Genomic DNA, 17,644 nt, shown 5'->3' with positions numbered 1-17,644 from the left:
TCTGGCGGATGACGTGCGACATGGGCGCAACCACGACCGAAGCTGCCCGGGCGGTGCCGACTTCGTGAACTATTCGGGTTGTACGGGTTTGGTTACCTCCGTCGTTCGGTCGTTCGGCACCGGCGGATACGATCCGGCGCATGGAGCCGCAGCTGACCCACAGTGCCGCCGACGGGATCGCCACCGTCGTCATCCGCCACCCGGCCAAGCGCAACGCCATGACGGCCGGCATGTGGCGCGCGCTGCCGCCGCTGCTCGCCACCCTGGCCGCCGATCCGGACGTCCGCGTCCTGGTGCTCACCGGCGCCGGCGGGACCTTCTGCGCGGGCGCCGACATCTCGACGCTCCAGGGCTCGCCGGAGGAGGCGCAGCGGCTGGCTGTGCTGGCGGAGGACGCCCTCGCGGCCTTCCCCAAGCCGGTACTGGCGGCCATCCGCGGCCACTGTGTGGGCGGCGGGGCACAGCTCGCGGCCGCCTGCGATCTGCGGTTCGCCGAGGAGGGGTCGATCTTCGGGGTGACCCCGGCGAAGCTCGGCCTGGTGTACGCGGCGTCGTCCACCCGGCGGCTGGCGGCCCTGGTGGGTCCGGCCACCACCAAGTACCTGCTGTTCTCGGGTGAGTTGATCGACGCGGAGCGGGCGCTGCGCACCGGCCTCCTCGACGAGGTGCTGCCGGCGGGTGAACTCGACAAGCGGGTCGCGGAGTTCGCCCGCGTCCTCGCCTCCCGCTCACGGCTCACCCAGGCGGCGGCGAAGGAGTTCGCGGACGGTCGTACCGACCGGGACGCGTACTGGGCCGGACAGGCGCGCGAGAGCGACGAGGCCGCCGAGGGCGTCGCCGCATTCCTGGAACGCCGTCCGCCGGCCTTCTCCTGGAGCGGACCGACGTCGCCTACGCCGCGCTGAACCTGCTGCGGGACCGGAGCCGTTCGACCAGGTGTGCGGGTGCCTTGTGCGGGGCGCCTGCGTCGTAGGGCGGCTGCGGGTCGTACTCCGTCGCGAGCTGTACGGCCTGTGCGTGCTCGTCGCCCGCGATCCGGCCGGTCAGGGTGAGGGCCATGTCGATGCCGGAGGAGACCCCGGCGGACGTGACGTACTTGCCGTCGGTCACGACCCGCTCCCCCGTGGATTCGGCGCCGTACTTCGCCAGCTCGCCCAGGGCCAGCCAGTGCGAGGTCGCGCGGCGCCCGTCGAGGAGTCCGGCGCGGGCCAGGAGCAGGGAGCCGGTGCACACGGACGTCGTCCAGGTGCTGCTGGCGTCGGCGCTGCGCAGCCAGCCGAGCAGGGCCTCGTTGTCCATCTGCGCGGACTGGCCCGGCCCGCCGGGGACGACCACGATGCCGGGGTGCGGTACGTCGGCCAGGGTGCGGTCGGCGGTGAGCGCGAGGGTGCCGAAGTCGTCGCGGACGGGCCCGGCCTCCTCGGCGACGAAGACGGTCTCCGCGCCGGGGAGGCGGCTGAGGATCTCGTACGGGCCGACGGCGTCGAGGGCGGTGAAGCGGTCGAAGAGCAGCAGGGCGATCTGCATGGCGTGCCTTTCAGCGGGCGGAGGGTGCGGGGTCGAAACGGCGGCGGTACTCGGCCGGGGCCGTGCCGAGGCTTCTGACGAAGGCGCGGCGCATGGCCTCCGGGGTGCCGTAGCCGCTGGCGCGCGAGATTCGCTCGATGCCGTCGGAGGTGTCCTCCAGGAGGCGCCGGGCGTGTTCCAGGCGGACCCGGTCGACGTACCGGCCGGGGGTCATGCCTGTCTCGGTGCGGAAGGCGCGGGCGAAGTGGCGGGGTGAGAGACGGGCGCGGGCGGCGAGGGACTCGACGCTCAGATCGTCGTCCGGGTGTTCGGTGATCCAGTGCTGGACCTCGCGCAGCGGCTCACGCCGGGCGGTCTGCGCGGAGAGCTGGGCACTGAACTGGGCCTGGTTGCCCGGCCGGCGCAGGAAGACGACCAGATGCCGGGCGACGGCGAGCGCGGTGTCGCGGCCGAGGTCCTCCTCCACGAGCGCGAGGGCGAGGTCGATTCCGGCGGTGACACCGGCCGACGTCATCACGCGGCCGTCGCGTACATAAATGGGCTCGGGGTCGACCTCGACGGCCGGGTGATCGCGGGCGAGCCTGTCGCAGTACGCCCAGTGGGTGGTCGCGCGCAGACCGTCCAGGAGACCGGCGGCGGCGAGCAGGATCGCGCCCGTGCAGACGGCCACCAGTCGCTCGGGGTGCGGCCCGTGCAGGCGCAGCCAGTCGACCAGGCGCGGGTCGGCGGCGCGGGAGCCCGGACCGCCCGGGACCAGGAGGGTGTGCGGTGCGGGCGCCTCGGCGAGCGTCCCGTCCGGTACGAGGGTGAGGCCGCTGGAGGTGCGCACCGGCTCGCCCGTCAGCGAGGCCGTACGGATGCGGTAGCTGCCCGGGTGCCGGGCGGAGGCCTGGGCCAGCACCTCGACAGGGCCGGTGACATCGAGACTCTGGACGCCGTCGAAGAGGACGACGAGGACGGTTCGCTGCGCCATACCTCGATTCTTGGCGGGTGCTCCCGATGGCCGCAATGCCGATTTCCCCACCTTTCCTGCCATCCACGTGCGACTGCGCGGGCCGCCTTCGCGGCCGGTGACCCGCGTGCCGTGTGGCGCCCTGATCCCCGGTTGTCGGTGCCACCTGCCACAATTGCCGCGCAACCTCAGTGGAGAAGGCGGTACGGGATCGTGACGACACCCGGGTCCATCGAAGTAGGGTCCATCGAAGGCAGGATCGCCGAGGAACTCGGCGTACGGGAGCGGCAGGTGAGGGCCGCCGTCGAGCTGCTCGACGGGGGTTCGACAGTGCCCTTCATCGCCCGCTACCGCAAGGAAGCGACCGAGATGCTCGACGATGCGCAGCTGCGCACGTTGGAGGAGCGGCTGCGCTATCTGCGGGAGCTGGAGGAGCGGCGGACCGCGATCCTCGAGTCGGTGCGCGAGCAGGGCAAGCTGACGCCCGAGGTCGAGGCGCAGATCCGCGGGGCCGAGACGAAGGCGCGCCTGGAGGACATCTACCTGCCGTTCAAGCCGAAGCGGCGAACAAAGGCCCAGATCGCGCGCGAGGCCGGTCTGGAGCCGCTGGCCGAGGGGCTGCTCGGGGACCCGTCCGTGGACCCGCTCGCCGCGGCGGCGGCCTTCGTCGACGCGGACAAGGGCGTCGCCGATCCGCAGGCCGCCCTGGACGGCGCCCGCGCGATCCTGACCGAACGGTTCTCGGAGGACGCCGACCTGATCGGCGAGGTCCGCGAGCGCATGTGGGTGCGCGGACGGCTGGCCGCGAAGGTGAAGGAGGGCAAGGAGGAGGCGGGCGCCAAGTTCGCCGACTACTTCGACTTCGCCGAGCCCTTCACCGCGCTGCCCTCGCACCGCATCCTCGCGATGCTGCGCGGCGAGAAGGAGGACGTCCTCGACCTGGTCCTGGAGCCGGAGGAGCCGACGGAGGGCCCTTCCTCGTACGAGGGGATCATCGCCCACCGTTTCGGGATCGCCGAGCGCGGCCGTCCCGGCGACAAGTGGCTGAAGGACACCGTGCGTTGGGCCTGGCGGACCCGGATTTTGGTGCACCTCGGCATCGACGTGCGCCTTCGGCTGCGTACGGTCGCCGAGGACGAGGCGGTCAACGTGTTCGCGGCGAACCTGCGCGACCTGCTCCTCGCCGCACCGGCCGGCACGCGCGCGACGCTGGGACTGGACCCCGGGTTCCGTACGGGCGTGAAGGTGGCCGTCGTGGACGCGACGGGCAAGGTCGTCGCCACGGACGTGATCCATCCCCACGTACCGGCGAACAGGTGGGACGAGGCGCTGGCCAAACTGGCCCGGCTCGCCAAGGAGCACTCGGTCGACCTGATCGCGATCGGCAACGGTACGGCGTCCCGCGAGACGGACAAGCTCGCCGGTGAACTCATCACCAAGCACCCGGAGTTGAACCTCACCAAGGTCATGGTGTCCGAGGCGGGCGCGTCGGTGTACTCGGCGTCGGCGTTCGCCTCGCAGGAGCTGCCGGGCATGGACGTGTCGCTGCGCGGGGCGGTGTCGATCGCGCGGCGGCTGCAGGACCCGCTGGCCGAGCTGGTGAAGATCGACCCGAAGTCGATCGGGGTCGGGCAGTACCAGCACGATCTGTCCGAGGTGAAGCTGTCGCGGTCGCTGGACGCGGTGGTCGAGGACTGTGTGAACGGGGTCGGTGTCGACGTCAACACCGCGTCCACGCCGCTGCTGTCGCGGGTCTCCGGCATCTCCTCCGGGCTCGCGGAGAACATCGTGGCGCATCGCGACGCGAACGGGCCGTTCACCTCACGGGCCCAGCTGAAGGGCGTCGCGCGGCTCGGGCCGAAGGCGTACGAGCAGTGTGCGGGGTTCCTGCGGATCCGGGGCGGGGACGATCCGCTCGACGCGTCCAGTGTGCACCCGGAGGCGTACCCGGTGGTGCGGCGGATGGTGAAGTCGGCGGGGAGCGGGGTGGCGTCGCTGGTCGGGAACACGGCGGTGCTGCGGTCGCTGCGGCCCGATGACTTCGTCGACGAGAAGTTCGGTCTGCCGACGGTCACGGACATTCTGCGCGAGCTGGAGAAGCCCGGGCGCGACCCGCGGCCCGCCTTCAAGACGGCCACGTTCAAGGACGGGGTCGAGAAGATCGGCGACCTGTCCTCCGGGATGGTGCTGGAGGGGGTCGTCACCAACGTGGCGGCGTTCGGGGCGTTCGTGGATGTCGGGGTTCACCAGGACGGGCTGGTGCATGTCTCGGCGATGTCGAAGACGTTCGTCAAGGACCCGCACGACGTGGTGAAGTCCGGTGACATCGTCAAGGTGAAGGTGCTCGAGGTCGACATTCCCCGGAAGCGGATCTCGCTGACGCTGCGGTTGGACGACGAGGCGGTGTCCTCCGGGGAGGGGCGGCCTCCTCGTGGAGGGCGGCCGCCGCAGCCTCGGCAGCGGCAACAGGGGCAGGCTCGGCAGCAGTCGCCTTCGCCGGCGCCCGGCAACAGCGCGATGGCGGATGCGTTGCGGAAGGCGGGGTTGGTGGATCCCAAGCGGCGGTGAGAGTTGCGTGATGCCGGGTGCCCTTGTTGGTAAGGGCACCCGGTGCCGAAGCTGACGCCGGGTGGGTCGCGCAGCCCGGCGCTGTACGGGGTGCCGCCGCGCCCACCCGTGCCGCCCCAGCGGCACGACTGCCCGCAGCTGGGCGGGCCTTCAGGGCGCGGGGAACTGCGCGGCCAGCCCCCGCCGGGCCGCAGACACGACCCAGCCGACCGAGCCCCCCCTCAGCTGAGTTCCGTCACCTTGCCGTCCGTCACCTCGAAGCGGCGTGTCACCTGTACCGCGTCCAGCATTCTGCGGTCGTGGGTGACCAGGAGCAGCGTGCCCTCGTAGGAGTCGAGGGCCTGTTCCAACTGTTCGATGGCCGGGAGGTCGAGGTGGTTGGTCGGTTCGTCCAGGACCAGGAGGTTCACGCCCCGGCCCTGGAGGAGCGCCAGTGCCGACCTCGTGCGTTCGCCCGGGGACAACGTCGCCGCTGGGCGTAGGACGTGATCCGCCTTCAGGCCGAACTTGGCCAGGAGCGTGCGGACCTCCGCCGGTTCCGTGTCGGGGACCGCCGCACAGAACGCGTCCAGCAGCGACTCGGAGCCGAGGAACAGCTTGCGGGCCTGGTCCACCTCCCCGACCACCACACCCGAGCCGAGCGTGGCATGGCCCGAGTCCAGCGGCACCCGGCCCAGGAGTGCGGCCAGAAGCGTCGACTTTCCCGCACCGTTCGCACCCGTGACCGCGATCCGGTCGGCCCAGTCGATCTGTACGGTCACCGGGCCGAGCGTGAAGCCCGCGCGGCGCACCTCCGCGTCCCGCAGGGTCGCGACGACCGAGCCGGAGCGTGGCGCCGCCGCGATCTCCATGCGCAGTTCCCACTCCTTGCGCGGCTCCTCGACCACGTCCAGACGTTCGATCATGCGCTGGGTCTGGCGGGCCTTCGCGGCCTGCTTCTCGCTGGCCTCGCTGCGGAACTTGCGGCCGATCTTGTCGTTGTCGTTGTTCGCCTTGCGCCGGGCGTTCTTGACGCCCTTGTCCATCCAGCCGCGCTGCATCTGGGCCCGGTCCTGGAGCGCGGAGCGTTTGTCGGCGTACTCCTCGTAGTCGTCGCGGGCGTGCCTGCGGGCGACGTCCCGCTCCTCCAGATAGGCCTCGTAGCCGCCGCCGTAGAGCTTGATCTGCTGCTGGGCGAGGTCGAGTTCGAGGACCTTGGTGACCGTGCGGGTGAGGAACTCGCGGTCGTGGCTGACGACGAGCGTGCCCGCGCGCAGGCCCTTGACGAAGCGCTCCAGGCGCTCGAGGCCGTCGAGGTCCAGGTCGTTGGTCGGCTCGTCGAGGAGGAAGACGTCGTAGCGGGAGAGGAGCAGGGAGGCGAGGCCGGCCCTTGCCGCCTGGCCCCCGGACAGGGACGTCATCGGCTGGTCCAGGCCGACGGTGAGGGCCAGGGAGTCGGCGACCTCCTCCGCCCGTTCGTCCAGGTCGGCGCCTCCGAGGTCGAGCCAGCGCTCCAGGCTCACGGAGTACGCGTCGTCCGCGCCCGGGGCTCCGTCCACCAGCGCCTGTGTCGCCTCGTCCATGACCCGCTGGGCCTCGGCCACGCCCGTGCGGCGCGCGAGGAACTCGCGGATGGTCTCGCCCTCCCGGCGTTCCGGCTCCTGCGGGAGATGGCCGACGCTCGCGGTCGGCGGGGAGAGGCGCAGTTCGCCCTGCTCGGGCTGGAGCAGCCCGGCGAGCATCCTGAGCAGCGTGGACTTGCCCGCGCCGTTGGCACCGACGAGCCCGATCACGTCCCCGGGCGCGACGACGAGGTCGAGCCCGGAGAACAGGGAGCGGTCGCCGTGGCCGGCGGCGAGGTTCTTGGCGACGAGGGTGGCAGTCATCAGGAGGCCGATCCTAGCTGCCGTCGGCGGGGCGTCGCGTCCGGGATTTCAGCGGGCCATCGGCTCCACCAGCACGGTTCCCGACGTACGCGCCACGATGAACGACTCCCCCTTCACCGCCTTCGCCTCCAGGGGGATGCGGTGCCTGCCGGGTTCGAGGATGCCGTCGAAGACCTCGAGGGCGTGGGTGCGGTACAGCCGGTCCAGTCGGTACGCGGTGAGGTGGACGCGGCAGGTGGAGGTGACCTCTATGCCCGCCTCTCCCCCGGCGGCGACCAGACCGGTGAGCCGGCGCCGTTCCAGCGGGCTGCGGTCCAGGGCGTGTTCGATCTGGGCGACGAGCAGCGGGACGATCGGGGCGAGACCGTCGACGTACGCCACCTCGACGCCCGCGCGTTCGAAGGAGTGGCGTACGGCGGCACGTTCCGTCTCCTCGATCGCCCGGCCGAAGGCGACCGCGCCGTAGCCCCGCAGTTCGTCGGCCGGCACGTCCGTGGCGTCCCGGGTGATGTCCGCGCCGATGCCGATGGTGCGCAGCGCGGCGGCGAGCTTGGCGAGGACGGCGACCCGGGCACCGATCAGCAGCACCCGGCGCCGGGCCGCGCCGGGCTCAGCGGAGCCCGGCGCCCCGGTGTTCCCCGCGGTGTCGAGGAGGGAGCCGAGCGCGTCCCGGTACTCGGCGCCGGTGAAGCGGAAGGGCCCGATGCCGTGGTAGCCGTTGAGCTCCAGGTCGGCATGGGTGTCCGTCTGCCAGGCGAAGTCGCGCCACACGTAGTCGTCACCCTCCCGCTCGATGGCCGCCGTCACGGCGCCGCACGCCAGGTCGGCGCACTCGGGACAGCCGTAGATGATGTACCGGCCGCCCTCCAGGGGAGCGTCCGTCTCCAGGAGCAGGGCGCGGACCTGGGCGGTGAAGATCGCGGGCGGGATGTCGGACGCGAGCGGGGAGACCGCGTCGAGGTCGGACAGTTGGTAGAGGAGGGGGCGCCCGTCGACGATGAAGTCGAGGAAGTCCCGGTGGACTTGGTAGTCACCGTTGGCGAGGACTCCACCGGCACGCATCGCCGGTGCCAGGCCGAAGGTGGCGTACTCGGCAGACATGGTGTGAGTATCCCCAGATCGGGACCGATCTGAGCACGGCATGACATATTCCGCTACGGTCCCCGGGTGAAGACGCGTGGGAGTGGTGAAGTGATCGTGGTCGGCGGCGGGGTCATCGGCCTCACGACGGCGGTGGTGCTGGCCGAGCGCGGCCGGCGGGTCCGGGTGTGGACGCGGGAGCCCGCCGAGCAGACCACCTCGGCGGTTGCGGGCGCGCTGTGGTGGCCGTACCGGATCGAGCCGGAGGCGTCCGCCGGGGAATGGGCGCTCACGTCGCTGTCCGTCTACCAGGAGTTGGCGGAGCGGCCCGGGGAGACGGGCGTACGCATGGTCGAGGGTGTACAGGCCGGGCTGCGGCTGGACGAACTGGGGCCGTGGGCCGGGCGGGTCCCTGAGCTTCGGGAGACGGGTGAGGGGCTGCGGGCCCTGCTGCCGTTGATCGACATGCCGGTGCATCTGGGGTGGCTGCGGGAACGGTTCCTCGCGGCGGGTGGCGTGATGGAGGAACGGTCCGTCAGTGATCTCGCCGAAGCCGTCGAGTCCGACGCGGTGGACGCCGTCGTCAACTGCACGGGGCTCGGTGCGCGTGATCTCGTGCCCGATCCGGCGGTACGGCCCGTGCGGGGACAGCTGGTCGTCGTGGAGAACCCGGGGATCACGACGTGGTTCACGGCGGCGGGGCACGGCGACGCGAGGACCACGTATTTCTTTCCGCAGCCGGGCGGTCTGATCTGCGGGGGCACGGCCGACGAGGACGAGTGGTCGCTCGTGCCCGATCCGGCGGTGGCCGAGGAGATTCTGCGGCGGTGTGCGGAGGTGCGGCCGGAGATCGCGGGGGCGCGGGTGCTCGGTCACCGGGTCGGGCTGCGGCCCACTCGTCATGCGGTACGGCTGGAGCGGGAACCGGTTTCCGGTGGGCGGGTGTTGGTGCACAACTATGGGCATGGGGGTGCGGGGATCACGGTCGCGTGGGGCTGCGCGGAGGATGTTGCGCAGCTTGTCGGGGGCTAGGGGTTGCGCTGGTCGGACGGATCTTTTGCTGCGGGCCGGTGGGGGCTTGTCGCGCAGTTCCCCGCGCCCCTGACCGGGGCGCTGCGCGCGCCCGGCCGTCCGACGAACGGGCGGGGCCGGTCGGACCCGGCCCGTTCGGCGGTCGGTGGGCGTCACTTGGTGGTGGGCGGTGTCATGCGGGTCCCGGGACGCGGTGGGTGGTGCGTGGGGCCTGGACGCCGTCGAGGAGGGGTGGGGTCGGGGTCGGGGTGGTCGCGACGGTGGCCGTCGTGGCCCGTGCGAACGCGGTCGTGCCGCCGACCAGGGGGACCCTGGCCGACGTACGGGACAGGTCCAGCGTCAGGGTCGGGGTGCTCGACGGAGGGTCGATGAGGTCCTTGTCCGTGCCCGCGACGATCAGGGCGAGACGGTGGCCCGCCGGGACGACGTGGTCGCTCGCGTGCAGGGCGAGGGTGATCCGGTACGGCTTGCCGGGGGTGAGCGGGAAGCCCTTGCCGGCCGCGGCGTGGTTGCCCAGGTCGGCCCAGCCCCGGCTGAAGATCGTGTAGTCGACGGCGGTCGTCTTCGCCCGCGTCGAGCGGAAGCAGGAGCTGTCGCCGGTGGTGCTCGGGCCCCAGCAGGTGCGGTCGGTGAGCGTGGTGATGCCCTCGGCCGCGTCGGCGTAGTCGCGGATGGTGTCGGGGCCGAGATCGACCAGGACGGCGGTCAGATGAGCCGTCGAGGTGCTCGGGGTGGCTGTCACGGTCACGATGGACGAGCCGGACACGCGCAGAGCCTCGGTGAGGGGCTTGGTGATGAAACCGGCCTTGGCGGGCGTGGGCCGGTCGATCTGCGCCGACCAGTCGGTCTCGCTCAGGCTCGGGTCGTCGGTGAACGTCGCTGTGCCGGACTGCTTGCGCAGGCCCAGGGTGCCCACGCCGGGCTGTGCGCCGGTGCCGGGGCGCAGGCTCACCGGGTGCGTGGTGCGGGGCGGCCAGACGGCCGAGGTGACCCACTGGTCGGGGTGGCGTTCGATGTCGGCCATGGGCTCGTCGTCGATGCCGTTGTCGTAGCCGAGGAGTTCGTGGTCGAACCAGCGGTGCAGGGTGTTGGCCCAGGCGGCGCGGCGGAAGTCGAAGGGGTCGACGTGGCCGGTCTGGGAAAGCCAGATCTTGCGCTCGACGCCGCGCTTCGCGAGGGCGTCCCACCACTGGCCGAAGTGCTTGGGGCGGACGTTGAGGTCCTGCCGGCCGTGGATGACGAAGACGCTCGCCCTGACCTTGCGGGCGTCCTTCGCGTAGTCGCGCTCGGTCCAGAAGGACGTCCAGTCGCCGCTGCGAGGGGCTCCGTCGACGATCTTCTGCTGTACGGCGGCGCACTTGGCGCGGGCAGCCGGGCTCTCGACGTAGTCGGACAGCCATTCGGGGCCGGAGTCGTAGAGGGGGGCTCCCTGGGCGAAGTAGTAGTCGTACCAGGAGGAGATGGCGCTGATCGGGACGATCGTTCTCAGTCCCTTGACGCCGGTGGCGGCGACTCCGTTGGCGATGGTGCCGTCGTAGCTCTTGCCGATCATGCCGGTTCTGCCGTTGGTCCAGGTGGCCTTGGCCCGGTCGGTGCCGGTGCGGCTCGTATAGCCCTTGGCGCGGCCGTTGAGCCAGTCGACGACGGCCTTCGCGGACTGGATGTCGGAGCGTCCGCCGACGTCGACACAGCCGTCGGAACGGTTGGTGCCGGCCAGGTCGACGCCGACGAAGGCGTAGCCGCGCGGTACGAAGTAGTTGTCGTAGAACAGCGGCATCTGGACGACGTTGCCGCTCGCGTCGTACGTCTTGCGCTGGCTCTCGTTGCCGCGTCCGCAGCAGGAGTAGTAGGGACTGGCGTCCATGATCACGGGTATTCTGCGGCCCTGCGCGGCGGGTTCGCGCGGCCGGACGATGTCGACGGCGACGCGGTCGGTCTTCCCGTCGCTGTCGCCGTCGAGTCCGGTGTCCACCCAGACGGCCTCGCGGATCGCGTTGTCGTACGAGTAGACGGGCCTGCTCTCCCGTGGTGCGCTGTGGGCGACGGCCGGGGTGAGCAGGGCGGCCATGAGTGCGGCGGTCGCCGCTGTCGCGAGCGTTCTCCAGGCTGTGAGGCGCGTGCGTTTTGGCATGCGCCGGACGGTACCGGGACCAACTCCCGTACAGAAGAGGGCAACTGGCCAGCACCCGCAGCCCGTCCGGCGTTTGAGAACAAGGCGCCGGCCGACATCTTCAGCCCGTCCGGCGTTTGAGAACAAGGCGCCGGCCGACATCTTCAGCCCGTCCGGCGTTTGAGGACAAGGCCCGTTCAGGGCCGTGGCGGGGGCCTGGGGGCGGCAGCCCCCAGACCGGGGCCCGGGGGCGAAACCTACCCGTCCCCGAATCCCTCCCCCCTCGCCGCCTTCTCCACCAGCAGCGCCGGCGGCGCGAACCGCTCCCCGTACCGCTCCGCCAACTCACGCGACCTGGCGACGAATCCGGGCAGGCCGCCCTCGTAGCCGTTGACGTACTGCAGGACCCCGCCCGTCCAGCCGGGGAAGCCGATCCCGAAGATCGAGCCGATGTTGGCGTCGGCGACCGACGTCAGCACGCCCTCCTCAAGCAGCCTCACCGTGTCCAGCGCCTCGGAGAACAGCATGCGTTCCTGCATGTCCACGAAGGGGATCCGCACCCCCTCGGCGCCCGCCCGCCCGAAGTGCTCGCGCAGCCCCGGCCACAGACCCGCCCGGCTGCCGTCCGCCCCGTACTCGTAGAACCCCCCGCCCCCGCTGCGGCCGGTACGGCCGAACTCGTCCACCATGCGGTCGATCACGGCCTCCGCGGGATGCGTGACCCAGGTGCCGCCAGCCTCCTCCACCGCCCGCCTGGACTCGGCCCGGATCTTGCGCGGCAGGGTCAGCGTCAGTTCGTCCATGAGGGACAGCACCTTCGCGGGGTAACCGGCCTGCGCCGCCGCCTGTTCGATCGACGCGGGCTCGATGCCCTCGCCGACCATCGCGACGCCCTCGTTGATGAAGTGGCCGATGACCCGCGAGGTGAAGAAGCCGCGCGAGTCGTTGACGACGATCGGGGTCTTCCTGATCTGGCGGACCAGGCCGAAGGCACGGGCCAGCGCCTCGTCCCCGGTCCGCTCGCCCTTGATGATCTCGACGAGCGGCATCTTGTCGACCGGCGAGAAGAAGTGCAGTCCGACGAAGTCGCCCTGGCGTTCGACGCCTTCGGCGAGGGCGGTGATGGGCAGGGTGGAGGTGTTGGAGCACAGCAGGGCGTCCGGGGCGACGAGGTGCTGGATCTCCTGGAACACCTTGTGCTTCAGGGCGGTGTCCTCGAACACCGCCTCGATGACGGCGTCACAGCCGGCCACGTCCTGCGGGTCGGCGGTCGGGGTGATGCGGGCGAGCAGCGCGTCCGCCTGCTGCTGGGTGGAACGTCCCCGGGAGACGGCCTTCGCGCACAGCTTCTCGGAGTAGTTCCTGCCCCGGGCCGCCGCTTCGGCCGTCACGTCCTTGAGGACGACGTCGATGCCCGCGCGGGCGCACGAGTAGGCGATGCCGGCGCCCATCATCCCGGCGCCGAGGACCGCCACCTTGCGTACCGGGCGCGGCTCGACGCCCTTGGGGCGGTTGGCGCCGGAGTTGACGGCCTGGAGGTCGAAGAAGAACGCCTGGATCATGTTCTTCGAGGTCTGTCCGGCGGCCAGTTCCACGAAGTAGCGGGCCTCGATGACCTGCGCGGTCTCGAAGTCGACCTGGGCTCCCTCGACGGCGGCGGCGAGGATGCTGCGCGGCGCCGGGTAGGGCGCGCCGTTGGTCTGCTTGCGCAGGTTGGCGGGGAAGGCGGGCAGGTTCGCCGCGAACTTGGGGTTGGCGGGGGTGCCGCCGGGAATGCGGTGGCCGGGCTTGTCCCAGGGCTGGTGCGACTCGGGGTTGGCGTCGATGAAGGCGCGGGCCTTGTCCATCAACTCGTCCTGGGTGGCGGCCACTTCGTCGATCAGGCCGTTCTGCTGGGCCCGCTGCGGGCTGTACTGGGTGCCCTGGAGCAGGACCTTCAGGAGCGCGTCGGCGATGCCCAGCATGCGTACCGTACGGACGACTCCGCCGCCTCCGGGGAGGAGGCCGAGGGTGACCTCGGGACAGCCGATCTTCGAACCGGGGGCGTCGAGTGCGACCCGGTGGTGGCAGGCCAGCGCGATCTCGTAACCGCCGCCCAGGGCTGCGCCGTTGATCGCCGCGACCACCGGCTTGCCCAGGGTCTCGATGCGGCGCAGGTCGCGCTTGATGGCGAGGCCGCCGTCGAACAGCTCCTGGGCGGTGTCGGGGGTGACCCGGATCAGGTCACGCAGGTCGCCGCCGGCGAAGAACGTCTTCTTGGCGGAGGTGATGATGATGCCGCGGATCGTGTCCTTCTCGGCCTCCAGGCGGTCGGTGACCACCGCGAGGGAGTCGCGGAACGCCTGGTTCATGGTGTTCGCGGACTGGTCCGGGTCGTCGAGGACGAGGGTGACGAGACCGGTGCGGTCCTGTTCCCAGCGGATGGTGGTGCTCTGTGTCATGACGAGGGTCTCCGTAGAAGCTCAGAAGTCTCTGGATGCCGCTGATGCCGCTGATTCCGCCGGGGGTTCAGATCCGCTCGACGATCGTCGCGATGCCCATGCCGCCGCCCACGCACAGTGTGGCGAGGCCGTAGCGCTTGTCCTGGCGCTCCAGCTCGTCGATCAGGGTGCCGAGGATCATCGCGCCGGTGGCGCCCAGCGGGTGGCCGAGCGCGATGGCACCGCCGTTGACGTTGATCTTGTCGAGGGACAGGCCCATGTCGCGGGCGAAGCGCAGGACGACGGCCGCGAACGCCTCGTTGATCTCGACGAGGTCGATGTCGTCGATGGTCAGCCCGGCCTTGGCGAGTGCCTTGCGGGTGGCGGGCGCCGGGCCGGTGAGCATGATGGTGGGCTCGGAGCCGGACACGGCTGCGGAGACGATCCGCGCGCGCGGACGCAGCCCGTAGCGCTCGCCGACCTCCTTGGAGCCGACCGCGACCAGTGAGGCGCCGTCCACGATGCCGGAGGAGTTGCCCGCGTGGTGGACGTGGTCGATCTTCTCGACCCAGTGGTACGTCTGGAGGGCCACGGCGTCGAAGCCGCCCAGGTCGCCGATGTCCGCGAACGACGGCTTCAGGCCGGCCAGGGAGTCGGCCGTGGTGCCGGGACGCAGGTGCTCGTCGTGGTCGAGGACGACGAGGCCGCTGCGGTCCTTCACCGGGACGACGGACTTCTCGAAGCGGCCCGCCTTCCACGCGGTCGCCGCCCGCTCCTGGGACAGGGCCGCGTACTCGTCGACGTCGCGCCGCGAGAACCCCTCGATGGTGGCGATGAGGTCGGCGCCGATGCCCTGCGGCACGAAGTTGACGGCGAGGTTGGTCATCGGGTCGTTGAACCAGGCGCCGCCGTCCGAGGCCATCGGTACCCGTGACATCGACTCGACGCCGCCCGCGAGGACCAGGTCCTCCCAGCCCGAACGCACTTTGGCGGCTGCCATGTTGACGGCCTCGAGGCCCGACGCACAGAAGCGGTTCTCCTGGACGCCGGCCACCGTGTCGGGCAGTCCGGCGACGACCGCGGCGACGCGCGCGATGTCGGAACCCTGGTCGCCGACCGGTCCGACGACGCCCAGCACGACGTCGTCGATCGCGGCGGGGTCGAGGTCGGGGAAGCGGTTCCTGATCTCGTGGATGAGGCCCACGACGAGGTCGACGGGCTTGGTGCCGTGCAGGGCTCCGTTCGCCTTGCCACGCCCGCGCGGGGTGCGGATGGCGTCGTACACATACGCTTCGGTGCTCACTGGTGGGCCTTTCGGGGAGGGTGGGCGAGCGGGCGTCGACCGAGGTCAGTCGCCATCCTGCAGGAGTCGGGGCACGTCCCAGTCGCGCGCCACGGCCGCCGTGTCGGAACCTGGCTGGGCGGGGCCGCTGTGGATCGACGTGTGGGTGACGGAGAAGCGGGGCGCGGGGGCGGGCTGGGTGATGCCGCCGTGGTCGGTGAAGGTGCCGCGGGCGGCCAGGTGCGGGTGGTGCGGTGCCTCGCGCAGCGAGAGGACGGGCGCCACGCAGGCGTCGGAGCCCCCGAAGACGGCCGCCCACTCGTCCCGCGTACGGGTTCTGAAGCGGGCGGTGACGGCCTCGCGCAGGTCGTTCCAGCGGGTGATGTCCTTGCGGGAACCGGAGTGGTCCCGGATGCCGAGCAGGTCGAGGAACTCGGCGTAGAACTGGGGTTCCAGCGCGCCGACCGCCATGTACCCGCCGTCGGCGGTCTCGTAGGTCCCGTAGTACGGGCAGCCCCCGTCGAGGAGGTTGGCGCCGCGCCGGTCCTGCCAGCGGCCCGCCGCGAGCATGCCGTGGAGCATCGTGGCGAGATGGGCGGCGCCGTCGACGATCGCGGCGTCCACGACCTGGCCGGTGCCTGTAGCGCGCGCGTGGTGGAGCGCGGCGAGGACGCCCACGACGAGGTAGAGGGAGCCGCCCGCGTAGTCGCCGAGGAGGTTGGCCGGGGCGGGCGGCGGCTGATCCGGGGCGCCGATCAGGCCGAGTGTGCCGGTCGGGGCGAGGTAGGCGATGTCGTGCCCGGCGCGGCGGGCGAGCGGGCCCTCCTGGCCCCAGCCCGTCATCCGGCCGTAGACGAGCCTCGGGTTGCGGGCGTGGCAGGTCTCGGGTCCGATGCCGAGGCGCTCGGCGACACCGGGGCGGTAGCCCTCGACCAGGATGTCGGCTCGGGCGGCCAGGTCGAGGACGCGGGCGGGTCCGTCGGCTGCCTTCAGGTCGACGATCACCGACCGTTTGTTGCGGTTGGTCACGTCGTACTCGGGGTCGACGGCGAGTCCGGTGCCGCCGGGGCGGTCCACCCGGACCACGTCGGCGCCCAGGTCGGCGAGGAGCATGGCGGCGAACGGTCCCGGGCCGATGCCCGCCAGCTCGACCACGCGCACTCCGGTGAGCGGGCCGCTGCCCGTCGTCCCCGCCACTGACATCGAGCCCCCACTCCCCGTGACACAACCGACGTGACACCAGCGATGCTAGGAATGCCTTTCACTCCGCACAAGGTTTCACCGGGCACAAATTAAGCAAGCGCTTGGCCAATCCACTCCTTCCGTAGAACGGCCGGCCGCACGACTCCGTTCCCCCTCACGCTAGCCTCGACCACCGACAACGGCGCGGGGCGCACAACGAGGGGTGTCATGAGCAGGCCGAACAAGCTGGAACGTCCGTACGACATCGTGCTGTTCGGAGCCACCGGCTTCGTCGGTGCGCTCACCGCCGACCACCTCGCCGCGCACGCGCCCGAAGGTCTGCGCTGGGCGATCGCCGGCCGGAACCCGGACAGGCTGGAGCGGCTGCGCGAGCGCCTGGCTGGCGTCGGCAAAGGCGCCGAGGTGGAGGTGGTGCAGGCGGATGTGTCCGACCCGGCCTCGCTGCGCGCACTCGCCGGCCGCACGCGCGTGCTGGCCACGACGGTGGGCCCCTATCTGACGTACGGCGAGGAACTGGTCGCCGCCTGCGCGGACAGTGGCACCGACTACCTCGATCTCAGCGGTGAGCCCGAGTTCGTCGACCTGATGTACGTCCGGCACGACACGCGCGCGCGGGAGACGGGCGCCCGCCTGGTGCACGCGTGCGGTTTCGACTCGATCCCGCACGACCTGGGCGCGTATTTCACGGTCGCCCAGTTGCCCGAGGGGGTGCCGCTGACCGTGGACGGGTTCGTGCGCAGCGAGGCGATGTTCTCGGGCGGCACCTTCGCCTCGGCGCTCAACCAGTTCTCGCGGGGTCCGCAGATGCTGGCCGCCGCACGCGACCGGCGGCGCCATGAGCCCCGGCTGCTGGGCCGCCGGGCGACCGCGCCGGCGGGTCCGCCCCGGTTCGCCGGGGAGGTCGGCGCCTGGGCGCTGCCGCTGCCCACCATCGACCCGCAGATCGTGGTGCGTTCGGCGCGGGCACTGGAACGGTACGGCCCCGACTTCCGTTACCGCCATTACGCGGCGGTACGGCGGCTGCCCTTCGCGGTGGGCGGGGTCGCGGCGGTCGGCGCGGTGTTCGCGGCGGCCCAACTGCCGCCCGCGCGGCGCTGGTTGTCCGGGCGGCTGCAGCCGGGCGACGGGCCGAGCGCGGAGCGGCGTGCGAAGAGCTGGTTCTCGGTGCGGTTCGTGGGCGAGGGCGGCGGACAGCGGGTGTTCACGGAGGTCGCGGGCGGCGATCCCGGCTACGACGAGACGGCGAAGATGTTCGCCGAGTCGGCGCTCTGCCTGGCCTTCGACGACCTCCCGGCGACTTCCGGGCAGGTGACCACCGCCGTGGCGATGGGCGACGCCCTGATCGAGCGTCTGCGCAACGCGGGCATCACGTTCCGGGTGGCTGCCTGCAAGTGACCGGCGGAGGCGGTGGGGCGTCTACTGGGCCCAGCCCGTGACCGTGTAGATCATGCCGACGATCCAGGCGAGTCCCGCCAGTACGGCGACGATCAGCGCGGCCGTGACGGCGCGCTCGACGGGCTGGGCGGGGCTGGCGACGGGCTTCGGGGCGCGGTGCGTGGTCATGGGCACAGCCTGCCGACAGCTCGGGTCCGCCGACATCCGTAC

General features: G+C 71.6%; 13 protein-coding genes. 4 read left to right on the top strand and 9 right to left on the bottom strand.

Features of this window, described 5'->3' with window-relative positions; all coding sequences use genetic code 11:
- Positions 1-140 precede the first annotated feature (140 nt).
- Positions 141-905, top strand: coding sequence for an enoyl-CoA hydratase/isomerase family protein (locus PV396_RS06435; protein ID WP_319201309.1), 765 nt, complete (start codon positions 141-143; stop codon positions 903-905).
- Here the strand turns inward: PV396_RS06435 and PV396_RS06430 are convergent.
- The gene (locus PV396_RS06430) at positions 892-1,527 is read right to left on the bottom strand and encodes a DJ-1/PfpI family protein (protein ID WP_319201307.1); all 636 of its coding nucleotides are present in this window, start codon (positions 1,525-1,527) and stop codon (positions 892-894) included. The two genes, PV396_RS06435 and PV396_RS06430, sit on opposite strands and share 14 nt — an antisense overlap.
- 10 nt (positions 1,528-1,537) lie before the next feature.
- The gene (locus tag PV396_RS06425) at positions 1,538-2,500 is read right to left on the bottom strand and encodes a GlxA family transcriptional regulator (protein ID WP_319201305.1); all 963 of its coding nucleotides are present in this window, start codon (positions 2,498-2,500) and stop codon (positions 1,538-1,540) included.
- A gap of 192 nt (positions 2,501-2,692) precedes the next feature.
- On the opposite strand from PV396_RS06425, the gene PV396_RS06420 reads away from it, so the two are divergent.
- A complete protein-coding gene (locus tag PV396_RS06420; RefSeq protein WP_319201303.1) occupies positions 2,693-5,047 on the top strand; it encodes a Tex family protein in 2,355 nt (784 codons plus the stop codon).
- 221 nt (positions 5,048-5,268) lie between these two features.
- Here the strand turns inward: PV396_RS06420 and PV396_RS06415 are convergent, their stop codons facing one another.
- Both PV396_RS06415 and PV396_RS06410 read right to left on the bottom strand, forming a co-directional pair.
- The gene (locus tag PV396_RS06415) at positions 5,269-6,912 is read right to left on the bottom strand and encodes an ABC-F family ATP-binding cassette domain-containing protein (protein WP_319201301.1); all 1,644 of its coding nucleotides are present in this window, start codon (positions 6,910-6,912) and stop codon (positions 5,269-5,271) included.
- Positions 6,913-6,960: 48 nt separating this feature from the next.
- A complete protein-coding gene (locus PV396_RS06410) occupies positions 6,961-8,013 on the bottom strand; it encodes an oxidoreductase (protein WP_319201299.1) in 1,053 nt (350 codons plus the stop codon).
- Positions 8,014-8,103: 90 nt separating this feature from the next.
- Here PV396_RS06410 and PV396_RS06405 point away from each other — a divergent pair, with 90 nt between their 5' ends.
- On the top strand, positions 8,104-9,024 hold the full coding sequence (locus tag PV396_RS06405; RefSeq protein WP_319202272.1) for an FAD-dependent oxidoreductase: 921 nt from the start codon (positions 8,104-8,106) through the stop codon (positions 9,022-9,024).
- A gap of 172 nt (positions 9,025-9,196) precedes the next feature.
- Here the strand turns inward: PV396_RS06405 and PV396_RS06400 are convergent, their stop codons facing one another.
- The 4 genes from PV396_RS06400 to PV396_RS06385 all read right to left on the bottom strand — a co-directional run bounded on the left by PV396_RS06400 (position 9,197) and on the right by PV396_RS06385 (position 16,039).
- Positions 9,197-11,155 (bottom strand): Xaa-Pro dipeptidyl-peptidase, encoded by a 1,959-nt coding sequence (locus PV396_RS06400; protein WP_319201297.1) that lies wholly within the window; start codon positions 11,153-11,155, stop codon positions 9,197-9,199.
- Between the two features lie 236 nt (positions 11,156-11,391).
- Positions 11,392-13,575 (bottom strand): 3-hydroxyacyl-CoA dehydrogenase NAD-binding domain-containing protein, encoded by a 2,184-nt coding sequence (locus PV396_RS06395; protein ID WP_319201295.1) that lies wholly within the window; start codon positions 13,573-13,575, stop codon positions 11,392-11,394.
- A 67-nt stretch (positions 13,576-13,642) separates the two neighbouring features.
- A complete protein-coding gene (locus PV396_RS06390; protein ID WP_319201293.1) occupies positions 13,643-14,857 on the bottom strand; it encodes an acetyl-CoA C-acetyltransferase in 1,215 nt (404 codons plus the stop codon).
- A 45-nt stretch (positions 14,858-14,902) separates the two neighbouring features.
- Positions 14,903-16,039 (bottom strand): CaiB/BaiF CoA-transferase family protein, encoded by a 1,137-nt coding sequence (locus PV396_RS06385; protein WP_319201291.1) that lies wholly within the window; start codon positions 16,037-16,039, stop codon positions 14,903-14,905.
- Between the two features lie 207 nt (positions 16,040-16,246).
- On the opposite strand from PV396_RS06385, the gene PV396_RS06380 reads away from it, so the two are divergent.
- Complete coding sequence (locus PV396_RS06380; protein ID WP_319201289.1) at positions 16,247-17,434, top strand: saccharopine dehydrogenase family protein; 1,188 nt, start codon at positions 16,247-16,249, stop codon at positions 17,432-17,434.
- 21 nt (positions 17,435-17,455) lie between these two features.
- On the opposite strand, the gene mmpA is transcribed toward PV396_RS06380, so the two are convergent.
- Positions 17,456-17,602, bottom strand: coding sequence for a morphogenic membrane protein MmpA (gene mmpA, locus PV396_RS06375; protein ID WP_203690270.1), 147 nt, complete (start codon positions 17,600-17,602; stop codon positions 17,456-17,458).
- Between the last annotated feature and the right edge of the window lie 42 nt (positions 17,603-17,644).

This window comes from Streptomyces sp. ME02-8801-2C (assembly GCF_033793965.1).
Taxonomy (GTDB): domain Bacteria; phylum Actinomycetota; class Actinomycetes; order Streptomycetales; family Streptomycetaceae; genus Streptomyces.
Note: the sequence above shows the minus strand (reverse complement) of the source record. Positions and strands in the feature narration are given on the sequence as shown.

Coding starts and splice junctions, on each gene's coding strand:
- PV396_RS06435 (WP_319201309.1), top strand. CDS start 141: ATGGAGCCGCAGCTGACCCACAGTGCCGCCGACGGGATCGCCACCGTC.
- PV396_RS06430 (WP_319201307.1), bottom strand. CDS start 1,527: ATGCAGATCGCCCTGCTGCTCTTCGACCGCTTCACCGCCCTCGACGCC.
- PV396_RS06425 (WP_319201305.1), bottom strand. CDS start 2,500: ATGGCGCAGCGAACCGTCCTCGTCGTCCTCTTCGACGGCGTCCAGAGT.
- PV396_RS06415 (WP_319201301.1), bottom strand. CDS start 6,912: ATGACTGCCACCCTCGTCGCCAAGAACCTCGCCGCCGGCCACGGCGAC.
- PV396_RS06410 (WP_319201299.1), bottom strand. CDS start 8,013: ATGTCTGCCGAGTACGCCACCTTCGGCCTGGCACCGGCGATGCGTGCC.
- PV396_RS06400 (WP_319201297.1), bottom strand. CDS start 11,155: ATGCCAAAACGCACGCGCCTCACAGCCTGGAGAACGCTCGCGACAGCG.
- PV396_RS06395 (WP_319201295.1), bottom strand. CDS start 13,575: ATGACACAGAGCACCACCATCCGCTGGGAACAGGACCGCACCGGTCTC.
- PV396_RS06385 (WP_319201291.1), bottom strand. CDS start 16,039: ATGTCAGTGGCGGGGACGACGGGCAGCGGCCCGCTCACCGGAGTGCGC.
- PV396_RS06380 (WP_319201289.1), top strand. CDS start 16,247: ATGAGCAGGCCGAACAAGCTGGAACGTCCGTACGACATCGTGCTGTTC.
- mmpA (WP_203690270.1), bottom strand. CDS start 17,602: ATGACCACGCACCGCGCCCCGAAGCCCGTCGCCAGCCCCGCCCAGCCC.